Origin of the sequence: Filimonas zeae, from assembly GCF_014641615.1 — a bacterium.
GTDB lineage: Bacteria > Bacteroidota > Bacteroidia > Chitinophagales > Chitinophagaceae > Filimonas > Filimonas zeae.
On record NZ_BMIB01000002.1, the window covers coordinates 248,507 to 261,267 of the forward strand.

At 48.9% G+C, this 12,761-nt stretch carries 7 protein-coding genes; all 7 read right to left on the reverse strand.

Features of this window, described 5'->3' with window-relative positions; translation table 11 throughout:
* Nucleotides 1-26: 26 nt before the first annotated feature.
* Entirely contained in the window at nucleotides 27-524 is a 498-nt protein-coding gene (locus IEY13_RS07845; protein WP_188951437.1) for a DUF4402 domain-containing protein, read from the reverse strand.
* Nucleotides 524-8,497, reverse strand: coding sequence for a beta strand repeat-containing protein (locus IEY13_RS07850; protein ID WP_188951438.1), 7,974 nt, complete (start codon nucleotides 8,495-8,497; stop codon nucleotides 524-526). Before IEY13_RS07850 ends, IEY13_RS07845 begins: the two co-directional genes overlap by 1 nt.
* 10 nt (nucleotides 8,498-8,507) lie before the next feature.
* On the reverse strand, nucleotides 8,508-9,365 hold the full coding sequence (locus IEY13_RS07855; protein WP_188951439.1) for a fimbrial biogenesis chaperone: 858 nt from the start codon (nucleotides 9,363-9,365) through the stop codon (nucleotides 8,508-8,510).
* 60 nt (nucleotides 9,366-9,425) lie between these two features.
* Nucleotides 9,426-9,941: a DUF4402 domain-containing protein gene (locus tag IEY13_RS07860; RefSeq protein ID WP_188951440.1), complete on the reverse strand. Its 516-nt coding sequence runs from the start codon at nucleotides 9,939-9,941 to the stop codon at nucleotides 9,426-9,428.
* A 252-nt stretch (nucleotides 9,942-10,193) separates the two neighbouring features.
* Nucleotides 10,194-11,342 (reverse strand): NADH-dependent flavin oxidoreductase, encoded by a 1,149-nt coding sequence (locus IEY13_RS07865; protein ID WP_188951441.1) that lies wholly within the window; start codon nucleotides 11,340-11,342, stop codon nucleotides 10,194-10,196.
* 21 nt (nucleotides 11,343-11,363) lie between these two features.
* On the reverse strand, nucleotides 11,364-11,624 hold the full coding sequence (locus IEY13_RS07870; RefSeq protein ID WP_188951442.1) for an Atu4866 domain-containing protein: 261 nt from the start codon (nucleotides 11,622-11,624) through the stop codon (nucleotides 11,364-11,366).
* A gap of 191 nt (nucleotides 11,625-11,815) precedes the next feature.
* Nucleotides 11,816-12,706 carry a helix-turn-helix domain-containing protein gene (locus IEY13_RS07875; protein WP_188951443.1) on the reverse strand — a complete coding sequence of 297 codons (891 nt, stop codon included), beginning with the start codon at nucleotides 12,704-12,706 and terminating at the stop codon, nucleotides 11,816-11,818.
* Nucleotides 12,707-12,761 lie beyond the last annotated feature (55 nt).

Below are 12,761 nucleotides of genomic sequence, written 5' to 3' on the forward strand. Positions count from 1 at the left end.
TAACCTTTTTATGCACCCTGCTTTTATCATTCCTGAATAAAGGTTACACTGAATGATCCGCTATAGGTACCTGCGGGGTTAGCCAGCCGGTTGCCCACGGTAAGGGTGCCGCCTATACGCACCTGGGTACGTGCGGGGGCCTGGGTGGTGCTTACAAACTGCGTTCCGGTGCTGGCAGCGCCAACATGCAACGTCATGGTGCCGCCGTTGCTGCCGGTAAGGGTTACATCCGGCCCGTTTAATATAGAGATGAGTGTGCCGCGGTTGGCTTCTACCTCAAATATGGCAGGCGAAAAGGGTATGCCCAGATTGGCCTGTATAATATCGCCGGTTACAGAACGCGAGCCATCGGGATATACAATAACGCTGCCCCCCGTAGTACCCTGAAAAAAAGCACCGAGTATAAGGCCCTGCGCAGGGTTTACATAAATGGCAACCGGCCTGGGTGGCAACTCCTGCCCATGCAGCGTGTTACCCCAAAACAGCAATATCACTATACATACACCAACGCCCGTACACTTCATTATTTAGTGGTTAACAGTTTAAAACAATGTCGCTCTCCATTATAGTAAAAAGCAACTATATACACCCCTGCTGCCCATTGGCCGCCAAAACTTACTTTATCTGCGCCGCTTATATCCTGCCTGCTCATTACCTGCCCCATTATATTGGTTACCACCAGCGAGCCTTTTATACCCGCCGGTAGCTGGTAGCTGGCTGTAATAGTTACACCATCACTTTGCGCATTACAGTTAGCAGCAGCCGGGGTTACTACCGGTGGCTGCTGATTGCCGTTACCGCCACTAAGGCTGGTACGGCTGAACACCAGGGCAAACCTGCTTTCATAAGTACCGGCCGCAAGTGTTACCTTATAGGTATTATTCAGCCACATATCGTGTAAAGTGCCCGTGGCTTTATCCCGCAGGTATATATACATGCCCGCCGGCCAGTGGCTGGAGCCATTCAGTTTCAGTTGTATCGTACCTGCTTTTTCCACCTTGCAGCCCAGCGGTATGCTAACTGAGGTATCTGGCAACGGCATGCCGTTAATAGAAAGCTGCTGACCATCTGGTGTAAGGTTATATACATTCGGCACGTCGGCAGCCGTATTCATCATCTTCAGCGCATCCCACTCTTTATCAAAAGCAGCTGTGGCAGAATCATCCAGATACACCACCAGCCCGTCTGGTACCGCAGCTCCGCCTTCAAAAGCCGCTGATAAACGTATCAGCGGCTCATCACCACCACGCGCATTGCTTTTGCGGTAAAAGCTGGCATTGGTACCCGCAACTCTTGCCTGGTTTTTAACCGTAAGCGAACCTGTTACCGGATAAGCGCCATCAGATACATGTACAAAAAAGCCCTGCATGGCGGCTATGGTACTGCCCGCAATACCGTTGCTGGAAACACCGTTGATATAACTGCTGTACGTGCCTGAGTAAGCATCTGTGGTACCGGCGCTGAAGAAGTAAACTGCATTGTCAATATTGTTTCGCACCCAGCCACCCACCTCATCCCAGTTAACGGGCGAAGGATAAGGGTTACCCACCAGCTGAAAGCCTTGTGTATACGTGCGGTTGTTATTGTAAAAGGTTGCAGTAATATTTCCGTTGTTTACTACCCCTGCCATGGTAATGGTTTTGGGCGTGGTAGCTGTGCCTGTAAAAGCAGCATAACCATGTAACGGATTAAGCACACCTGCAGTATTGGTATAATTTACCCAGCCGGAAGTGGTTTGATTTTCCTCGTACCGGTACAGGGAAGGGAAAGAAGCAGAGAGATTGATATCATCTGCCAACTCGTTAACAGTAGCTGCCTGAAACGGCGAGCTGATGTATTTATACCCGAAGGAGGAAGCCAGATAGCGTTGCATGGTTACGTTACCCGTTACCTCACCTGCGCCGGAGCCATCTATAAAAGCTGTTTGTGCTGCAGTGGATAATAAGGTAAGGAAACCTGCCGTATGGAATGTACCTGCAGTTACTTTTACCATAGCCCCTATTTGTAAGCTACCTGCCAGGGTAACACCTGCCGTATTGTTTATTACCAGATTTTTAAGCTGGTTGCTGCCAAACAAGGCAGCAGGTATAGTTTGTGCGGCAGTGCCATTCATTTCCACCCCACCATTGCCTGCCAGCACACTGCCATTGCTGGTGATAAGGCCGCTTATCTTAAGCACATTACCGTTAATGGTAAGCGTGGCTGCTGCAGCCAGGGTAAGATTTTTTACGTAAGCAGTATCTGCACTTACCAGCGGATAATTGGTAACACCGGAAGGTATGATAACATCTGTATTGGTAAGCGGCACAAAACCGAGCGACCAGTTGCCCGTGGTATGCCAGTTGGTGCCGGCAAGGCCCGTCCAGGTATTGGGTACTATCAACTCCCCCACGGCTATTGCGCCCAAAACGGTAATAGCATTGCCCTGTGCAGATACAGCTGTTATACCACTGGTTGAAGGCAGCACCCAGGCACTTCCGTTATACAGATACACTTTAAGGTTGGCCACAGTAACACCCGCATCCACATCGGCAGCAGCCCAGTTAACCCCCACGGTGGCAGTAGTAAAAGTAATGCCCGCATTTACCAGGCTCCAGTACCGGTTAATGCTTTTGGCCGTATTCATATTGCCTGCGGTGGCATTGGGGTGGTCTGTATTATTACAATCTGCCGCTACATAACCGGCAGCGGTTACGGTAGCCAGGGTAAGGCTAACCGGTGTATAATACAGGCTATCGCCCGTTTCAAAGGTGCGCGCCACAGCGGTACCGCTGGTTACGTATTTCTGCACCTTGCCATACACCCATCCGGTTGCCTGTGCAGCACCGGTAACAACAGCACCTGCCGGTAATATAACTTTGTAGTTACCGGTTTTAATGCGGCCCGCTATAAAGCGGAGTGTGCCTGTAACCGTATCCTGCGAGGATAAGGTTACCACACTACCGGCTTTGTATACCGTAAGATTATTAAAAGCGGTAAGAGTGTTTATGTTCTGTGGTTTTGCACCCGCCAGTACAAAGGTATTGCCAGTGGCAATATAGGTACCGCCGGTCATGTTCCAGTTACCACGCAGGGTATCTGCATAGTTACCTGCAATAAAGTTGCCGTTAGATAAGGTAAAATCGTTTAATATATGCAGTATGCCCGCAGCGGTTTTATTACCGGCGGCCGATAGTACCAGGTTGCCGTAAGGGGTAGCTGCAGAAACAGCCTGTACCCCACCGGCATATTCAACAGTGCTCAGGGTATCTACATTGTACGTGCTGAATACGGGCAGGGTATTGGTGCCACGTATAATTAACCGGGCATTACCCTCTATGGTAAGCGAACCACCTGCCGCATCCTGCGTAAGCGTATAAGTAACCGCATCCAGTATACCGCTTGTTATACCTGCATCGGTAATGCCCGTAAGGGAACGGGCCAGTGTGGCAGTTACGCCTGCATCTTTACTAATGTCCAGCTGGGCCAGCGCAAAAGAAGCCGCTGTACCGCTGATAACCGAAGTAGTGGCGCCCACCATACTTAACGCACCGGCAGCAGCATCTACTGTTCCGTTGTTGGTAAAGTTGCGGGCCACTTTACAATCTGTATTCAGCAGCAGGCCGCCATTTACTGTAAAGTCGTAAAAAACAGTATTGGTGCTGGCAGCAAACTCTGCATTGGCACCCGCCATTACAAACTGCGAAGTACCTGCCTGTAAAGTACCGTTACTTTCCAGGTTACCATTCAGCATATAGGTGTTGCTGCCGGCATTAAATATACCGTTGCTGCTGATGCTGAAATTACCATTTACGGTAAGCCCACCGGCAGGTGTTACACCTGCAGTGTTGGTAATGGTTACATGGTTTAAGGCAGCAGCCGTACCGCTAACTGCCAAAGCTGCTGTGCCGCCCAGTATAACCGTACCGGTGCTGGTAAATGCAGTACCGGCAAGTTGAATATGTTGTGCAGTGGAAGGATTAAAATACAGGATGCCGCTGCTGGTAACGGTACCGTTGTTGGTAAAGCTGCCCAGCATAGTATGGGTAACCGCGCCGCCGTTAAAAACAGCGCCGCTGCTGATGTTACATGCCACGCCTACCAGCCAGCCTACACTGGGGTTAACGCCTGCTGTATTGTTTATGTTTAAGGTGGCAAACACAGGCGCACTGGTGGAATTTAATACCGGCGAAACAGTGCCATTGAAATTAATTACACCTCCGGAGTTAGCAGTAACGGCGTTTACAAAACGGATGGTTTGTTTTACGGCTCCGGAAAAAGTGGTAACACCATTGCTTACTAATGCCCCGTTGTTGGTAAGATCGCCATTGATGGTAGCGCTACCGCTGCCACCATCAAAGGAACCGCCGGTTGCTATCAGCAGCAGGGTATTATATACTATATCACTACCCGCCACAGCATAGCTGCCATAAATAGTAAGCCTGTTAAAAGTAGTATTGCCGGTAACAGACTTTGCGGTACCATTCAGCGTAACGGTGCCGGTGCCGGGTACAAAGCTGCCGCTGTTATTCCAGTTACCATACAAAGCCATGGTATAAGCAGCGGCATTCAGCACACTGCCTGTTGCAACAACAACATCACCATTAACTGTGCAGCCCGCAGCCAGTGTTTTGGTACCGCTGTTACTGATGTTAAGGTGGCCATAAGTAATACCTGCCACTGGCTGGGCAACGGTGCCATTATAGTGAACGGTACTGGTAGCTGCCAGTGAATAGCTGGCATAACCGGCCGGAAAACCGCCGGATGCACCGGTAAGCAGTGTAGTACCGGCAGCCATAGAAAGCAACCCGCCTGCCGCACTGCGGCTGGCTGTATAGGTAGCCATGTTAAAGGTGCCGGAAGTAATAACCAGGTTGCCGTTCAACACTATATTTCCGGTAAGTGTTGCCACGGCACCTGGCTTGTTAATGGTAACATTATTAAAGGTAAAGGCTGCTATATTTTGTGTACCTGCCCCGGTAAAAGCAACCGTGCTGCTGCCCGGCATAAAGCTGCCACCGCCTGCCCAGTTACCTGCCACGGAAATAGTGGTATTACCCGCTCTCAGTAATGCACCGGCAGCAATGGTTATATCTCCGGCAATAGTAGTATTGTTGTTTAATTCCAGCTCCCCTGCCTGTACGTTTACATTACCCTGCACCGTTACCGCGTTGCTGCTTAGTGCAGTGCCCTGGCTTTTGTTAACAGCCAGGTGATAGTAGTTAACGCCCGCTACTGTTTGTGTGCCCGTTCCATTGTAAGTAACCGTACTGTTGCCCGCAGAAAAAGTACCGCCGCTATATTGAAAGTTGCTGCCTATGGCAACCTGTGTTAAACCTGTGCAGGTAAACGAAGCATCGCCAGCCAGTTGCAGCGAACCACCAATGGTGATAGTTCCGGCACCGGCATTCAGTTGAATACTGTGCCCGTTAACACCGTCACTCAGCACCAGATCGCCATTCACCGTCATATTCTGCGCACCGGTTTGAATACTGTGTGTAGTATTGGCAGCCCAGCTACCCGTTATATTTCCCTGAACCGTTAATGCACCGGCAGCCAGTGACAGGCTAACTGCCTGCGCACTGCCGAAAGAAATACTTTTAACGGTTACATTAGTGCTGATAACAGGTTGGTTAACAAAAGCGGCAGTGCCCAGTTCAACAATATCGTTGCTGCCTGGTGGCAGAGAAGGCGTACCCTGGGCAGACGTCCAGTTGGCTGCGTTTGTCCAGCTGCTGCTTACGCTTCCGTTCCAGCGCACCACATTGGCATTATCAGATAAAGTCCATCTGGCCACAACACCCGACAAACTAGTCTGCTCCACATAGTTTGCAGCAGTGCTGCTGCCTGTTTTACCGGATGTAACCCAACCCGTTCCGGTGTTCTTCCACAACCCCATAGCGCTTTCGGTGTTACCATTCAGTTCGGCATCTTCATAATGCAAACGCAGGTTAACTATAGCCAGATCGATTATAGTATTGGAACTGACTGTATATACCCTGTTAATGGATGCACCCTGCGGAAAATCGGACACCGGGCCTGTGGCTACAGAAATCATTATCCAGCTGGCTGTGGTAACCCCTACAAAAGCCAGTGTGTTATCCGGCCCTTCATAGGCATATGCCACGCCGGGCACAAAAAGGTGCTGATGTTTAATATTACCCAGCACTATACCGTTGCCGCTTCTGTTGCCGGTAATGGTAAGTATGTTGCTGCCGGTTTTAACGGTACCGGCCGTCATAGTAAGTGTGGTAACTGATACAGCGCCGGTAAGTGTTATGGTGGTAGCAGCTGCCGACTTATTTACGGTAAGTGTATTAAAGGTATTGTTACCGGCAATACTGGTATTGGCACTACCGCTAAACGTAACCGTACTGCCCGATGCTGTAAAGCTGCCATTGTTTACCCAGTTACCGGCTATGTTGTGTACAAAGTTGCCGGCATTAAAAGTAACTGGTACTGCAATAGTAACATCGCTGTTAACCGTAACCGCACCGGCCGCCGTTTTGGTGCCACCGTTAGATAGCAGCAGGTTATCGTAAGTGCCGGCTGTAATATTCTGCGCTCCTGCTCCGTTGTAATTAACCGTATTGGGCCTGGTAGCGCCTACATTAAGCGTACCACTGCTAAGTGTGTAAGTACCTGCTATGCCCAGCACTGCGTTAGAAGATAACTGCAGCGAGGTGCCGTTAACCGTTACGTTAAACAAATTGGCAGTACCATTTAATAAGGCGGTACCGGTAAAAATGGCCGTACCTGCAGAGGCAGTAAAACTACCCTGCACTTCCAGCGTATTGTTTACTGTAAAACCCACGGCAGTAGTTACTGTGCCGGATACAGACAAAGTACCAAACACCAGCGTACCCGCACCGGATAAGGTTTTGCCGGTACCGGTGGCATTTAGCCTGCCATCCGTACCGTTATAACTGCCACTCACGGCCAGGTTACCCGTTAGGGTTACGGTAGTAGCCGCAGCCACATTACCGGTTACAGACAGGTTATCCAGCGTAATGCCCTGGCCGGTAATAGTACGGCTGGCACCTGATAAGGTAAATGTACCACCGGCACCATGCGTAAACGTGCCCGGACCGGAAGTGGATAAATTACCGGCTACTGTAATACTACTGCTTGCCGCTGCTGTTATATTGGTTGCACCAAAATTGAGGTGAAAAAAATTATGTATACCGGTACCGCTGATAGTACTGCCACCACTTACAAAACTTACCGTGCTGGCAGCACCGGTAAACGTGCCGTTATTAACCCAGTTACCACTGATGTTGTGTACAAAGCTGCCCCCGTTAAAAGTAGTAGCTGCCCCTATGGCAACATTACCTTCTACGGAAATGCCGGCAGCGGCGGTATAGCTTACTGAGGTGGCGGTGCCCGCATTGCTGCTGAAGTTACCGGCAATTACAAAGCTGGTGGCAGGCATGGTTTTAACCACAGCACCTGTAGAGCCAGACAGGGTAAGATTGCCATACGCCTCTGCTGCCACCGTTTGGCCGGCACCGTTATATTCCACTGTACTGGTTAAACCGTACGAGCGGGTATTGAATGCAGCAGGCAGCGTATTGGTGCCTCCTATTTTAAGCGTTGCATTATTGGCAATTACCAGGCTGCCGCCCGTAACCGCAGTACCGCGGTTAGCAGTAAAAGCAGCCAGATTTAAAGTGCCCGACAATACTTCAATTCTGCCTGCAGCAGCCGTAGTGGAGTTTAAGGCATTCAGGTTACCTGCTGCCGTTTTGGTACCACCACCACTAACACGCAGGGTGGAATAAGTAAGGTTATTGCGTATGGTTTGATCTGCCGTGCCTGCGTAAGCCACGGTACTGCCCGCAGCAAGGGTAACCGTACCCGATACGGGATAGTTGGCGGCATACGTGGCAGCAGTTACTGTCAGCACCCCATCGGCACTTACTGTAACGGAACCATTGCCGGTTACCTGCCAGGTACCGGAAGCCTCTTCCGGCACCAGCATACCGCTTACGGCTAAAGCGCCTGCTACAGAAATGTGCTGGCCCAGCGTTACGGTGCTGCCGGTGCCTATGGTTAACTTACGAAAAGCAGTAATGCTGCCACCGGTAATACGTTGCACCACGCCTGCCAGGTTTACTTTTGCATTGTTGTTGGTAGTAGTATAAGTACCTGAATTATTCCAGTTGCCTTTAACAGTAAGGTTATTACTTTTTTGTGCAAAAGCAGCACCTGCACTGAGAATAAAATCTCCGGCCACGGTAAGCCCCTTGTTCTGGGTTAACGTAATGTTTACCACGCCATCGCCTACGGTTAAAGTACGGCAGGCAGCGTTGGAAGATACTACGGGCTGAAAGCCGCCGGTAAAGGCTGCGTTGCCCACAAATGCATCCACAGCAGCTGTGGGTACACCGGCCGTCCAGTTGGCACTCACATTCCAGGCGCTGCTTACAGCACCCGTCCAGCTGGTTTGGGCAAGGTTTATGCCCGGCAGGCAACATAGCAATAATATGGCAGGCAAAAGAAGCTTATTCAAAGGCATGGCGCATTGTTTAAGGCATCAGTAACTCAGTACGGGCCAGTACATTATTCTCTGCGGGCAAAGAGGCAGATACATAAGAAATATGGAAGGTGCCTTTACCATAACCGTTTACTTTACGCTGGTCGAGGTTTACCACCAGCTTTCTGCTGTCTGTACTGGTATACACGGCCACCCCACGCACTTCTGCTACCCGTACCGCTTTGCCGGCAGCCGGCGTAAAATCAACCAGTACATCCCCGTAAACCGACATGTTTCCTGAACGGCGCAACACCATGCTTACATTACTGTTGCTGCCTTCGGCAGGGGTATGATATTGCACATCAGCCAGTTTTACTTCAGTGGCAGATGGGCCTTTACGTATAATTACGGGTAAGGAAATACCAAAAACCGGCGTTAGCTGAACCGCAATACCGCTGCCGGCATCAGCAACAGGCTCCTCGCCCAGTGGGTTAGCCTGCGGAACAGCCCGGAAGTAAATGTGCGACCGGTATTCGCCTTCCTTCATGGCAGCTGTGCGCAGCACCTGCATTTTAACCACCTGCGCTTCATTCGGCGCCAGTGTTACACTGTGCGGAAAAAAGCGCACGTAGTCGCTTGCATACTTCCCGGCCGAATCGGGCCGGGAAATCTGCTCAAAAGAGCCATCTTCCTTCATCCGCATCTCAACCATAGATATTACGTAACGGGCAGTATCGGTTCCGGTATTGGCCAGGTTCAGTTCCTGTGTTTTTTTATCGTTTTCAAAAACAATGCGTCTGGGGGTAATAAGCAGGTTGCCCTGCGCGGTAGCGGTAATGCGGCAGAGTAAAGGCAGCAGCAGTAAAAAAGCGGCCGTGCGGCCTATGTGCCGTATAGCAATATGTTTCATATAGTTATAGTAAAAGTTGTACAAAAAAGCCCGGAACCAGTGGTTCCGGGCCATAACATTTTAGTTATAGTTTACTGTTACAGTAAAAGGAGCAGCAGAAGTATATACGCCCGCGGCCTGGCCGGCTGCTACGTTTAAGGTAGCACCTACATTTAAGGTTTGTGTGCCGGACGACAGTGTACCTGTACCGTTAGGGGTGCTGGTAAAATCAGTAACCGTCATGGTATTGGTACCATCTGTAATAGTAAGGGCACTGGAAGGCAGGGTAATAGCGTATGTGTAATTACCTTCTCCCGATACGGTAAAGGAAGCGGCAGCCACAGTACCTGGAGTAGCAGGCAGTGTTACACCGCCGGTTGCCGAACGTGCACCACCGGGCGACAGTACTACTGTACCTGCGGTGGTAGCATGTACAGCCACATTGCCAAAATTCAGATTATCCGTTTTGGAAATACTGATAGGTGTTACAATTGTAGCAGTAGCAGTTGCTGTGGCAGAAGCCTGTGCATGGCCGGTAGCATGAAAAGCCATTAAAGCAGCAGTGGCGAATACAATCTTGCAAATAGTTTTTTTCATTATTAAATTATTTATGAATGCAAATTATCTGCTTTATCACCCGTTCGCCTTAAGAAAAGATTACGTTTTACTTTATTATAATTAAAATCAAATAAGTGTTATTTAATATATACGAAATAAGAATTATTGAATTCTATCTCTGATTTCCACTGAATTGGATTTCAAAACCTTAAATAAGAGCACTTTTCATCCTTAAAAAAACATTAACATACCAATACCGTACAAAAATCAAATAAATTATACTTATCACAGTTATACCAACTGCTTCTCAACCGTTGCTACCCAACCTTTTACCTTATGCACATACGCCATCATATTACCGGGAATATGCTTTTCTGCGGCAGTATCTGCATCCAGCACCATGGTTATTTTATCTTCCTGCCCCTCACCTACCCATTTCGCCCAGCGGGGGTTAATTAACAGCGCCCTGCCTAAGGCTACCATATCCAAACCTGCCGCAATAGCCTGCTCCGCCTGCGCTGGCGTGGTAATTTGCCCGGCTGCTATTACCGGTATGCGGTTATTAACATAGGCGGTAATAACCTGCGTAATCGTTTTGCTGGTATTGCTATCCAGCGGTTGCTGCTGCAATACATGAAATAAAGAAAAGTGCAGATAATCAACCTGTTCCTGTATCAGCATATCAACCAGGGTAAGGCTGTCTGTAAGTCTTAAGCCTTCACTGGCAGACTCTTCCGGCGAAATGCGGAAACCTGTAATAAAAGGCTTGTCTGCATACAGGGCTATTACCCTTCTTATTTCCCGTACTACTTCTTTAGAAAAACGCAATCTGTTTTCAATAGAACCACCCCAGGCATCTTTTCTTTTGTTTATCATAGGCGAAAGAAAGTTCTGATTCAAAAAGCCGTGTGCGCCATGTATTTCCACTCCGTCAAAGCCGGCTTCTATGGCCCTGCGTGTGGCAGTACCAAAAGCTTTGATAATCTGCCATATTTCCTTTTCTTCCAGCGGGCGGGGGGCAATAAGGTCTGGTGCGCTAAAGGGGGTTATTTCCGACTTTACATCGCTGGCGCTAACCACTACCCCACCGGGGCTGAGATTTGGAATGCCCTTATGCCCGGCATGAAAAATCTGCAATATGGCAGGCGCGCCACCGCTTTTGGCCACTGCGGCCAGCTTTTTCAGGCCCGGCAAAAACCGGTCGTCATAAGCTGCAAATTCATTGGTAAAACCAATCCCTTCCGGCGTTACATGCGTACAACCTGTTATTACCATTCCCACCCCGTTTACCCTTTCCCGGTACCAGGCTATTTCTTCGTCCGATACGGTAAAATCATCATTACCTGCCCAGGTGGTCATAGGCGCCATTACAATACGATTCTGAATTTGAATACCATTATTGAATGTTAATGGCGCCAGCAGTTTTTTGTATCTGTTCATTGTTATACTTTTTATATGTTTTTAATTATTATCTCTGTAAAAAAAGTATCCGCCGTGTTGCAGGGTGTTATCGTCTGTAAACTCGCCATCTGCCGTAAAGCCTGTATCATCCCAATACGCTATATGGTTTCCTGTTATCTGGTACCTGCCGGTGTAAGCGCTTTGCCGGTTGCCACGCGCTTCATCATACCGGCCACCGGGCAGCAGTTCCTGCCGTATATATCTATCGGCCGTAACCCACATTCCTATGTACTTTTGAGTATTACTATTTTCCGTTGCCATTTCTAATTGTTTTTATGATATATCAAAATTAATCCGGGCAATACAGTTAGCTATTGTGCATTCCAAACCGAAAACTGCAAAAATCAAACATCCCGTTCCACACGCTTACCTGCATAAAAAAAGGGGCCCGCAGCCCCTTTTTACACCCGGCAGCAACAGCACCGGTTTAACTATATATGAACTAAAAACCTTTACGCATTTCTACGGAAATGCTTTGGAGTAGCTGCTTCATTCTTCTTAAAAAAGTTGATAAAATGTGGCAGATCATCAAAACCCAGGCACGTGGCTATTTCAGAAATATTCCAGTCAGTATGCTGCAACAGTATACGTGCCTCCTGCATCATCCGCTCTGCTATCAGCTGCGAAGTGGTTTTGCCCGTTATGGTTTTAAGGCAGCGGTTGAGGTGGTTAATGTGTACGGATAAATGCTCAGCATACTGCGCCGGAAACCGTAAACGGATGGTCTGTGCAGGCGACTCTATAGGAAACTGCCTTTCCAGCAGCTCTGTAAACAGCGAAGCAACACGCACAGCGCCATTGGCCGGGGCAAAGGCTTCACTTTCTGAGGGTTGCATTTTCAGCGCTTTGTATACCAGATCTAAGGTAAGGTTGCGGAGCACATCGTATTTGTACACAAAATCTGTATCAATTTCCTCCAGCATTTTTTCAAACACGCTACTCACCTCTGCCACCTGCGCCGGCGTTAATTCAAACAACGGACTGCTGCCCGGTTTAAAAACAGGATAATCCTTTACCTGCTGGCGGCTATCGAAGAACGATTCGGTAAATACACAAAAATACCCCGGCCGTGCATCCTCCGTATGATCCCACGAATAAGGTACTTGCGGATTGGAAAAAAGCAGCCCGCTTTCCTTAATTTCCAGGTTCTTATCAGCATAATACAGCCGCGTATGGCCATTCAGCAGACTGATTTTGTAAAATCCTTTTCTGTTGTAAGGCTGGCAGTTTACGTAATTACCGGGCGCATTGCTTATGGGAAATACATTAAACTGCCCCATTTCGCGCTGCAGGTACCCCGGCATCCATAGTTGTTCCTTATCGGGAAAAGTTATTTCGCCCATTGTTTAGTCCTTTGTATAAGCAAAGGTGAACATTTGTTTACAGCAAACAACTGCG

What these genes read in the sequence shown, in the direction of transcription:
- IEY13_RS07865 (WP_188951441.1), bottom strand. Translation starts at nt 11,342, where the DNA reads ATGAACAGATACAAAAAACTGCTGGCGCCATTAACATTCAATAATGGT.
- IEY13_RS07875 (WP_188951443.1), bottom strand. Translation starts at nt 12,706, where the DNA reads ATGGGCGAAATAACTTTTCCCGATAAGGAACAACTATGGATGCCGGGG.
- IEY13_RS07860 (WP_188951440.1), bottom strand. Translation starts at nt 9,941, where the DNA reads ATGAAAAAAACTATTTGCAAGATTGTATTCGCCACTGCTGCTTTAATG.
- IEY13_RS07870 (WP_188951442.1), bottom strand. Translation starts at nt 11,624, where the DNA reads ATGGCAACGGAAAATAGTAATACTCAAAAGTACATAGGAATGTGGGTT.
- IEY13_RS07855 (WP_188951439.1), bottom strand. Translation starts at nt 9,365, where the DNA reads ATGAAACATATTGCTATACGGCACATAGGCCGCACGGCCGCTTTTTTA.
- IEY13_RS07845 (WP_188951437.1), bottom strand. Translation starts at nt 524, where the DNA reads ATGAAGTGTACGGGCGTTGGTGTATGTATAGTGATATTGCTGTTTTGG.
- IEY13_RS07850 (WP_188951438.1), bottom strand. Translation starts at nt 8,497, where the DNA reads ATGCCTTTGAATAAGCTTCTTTTGCCTGCCATATTATTGCTATGTTGC.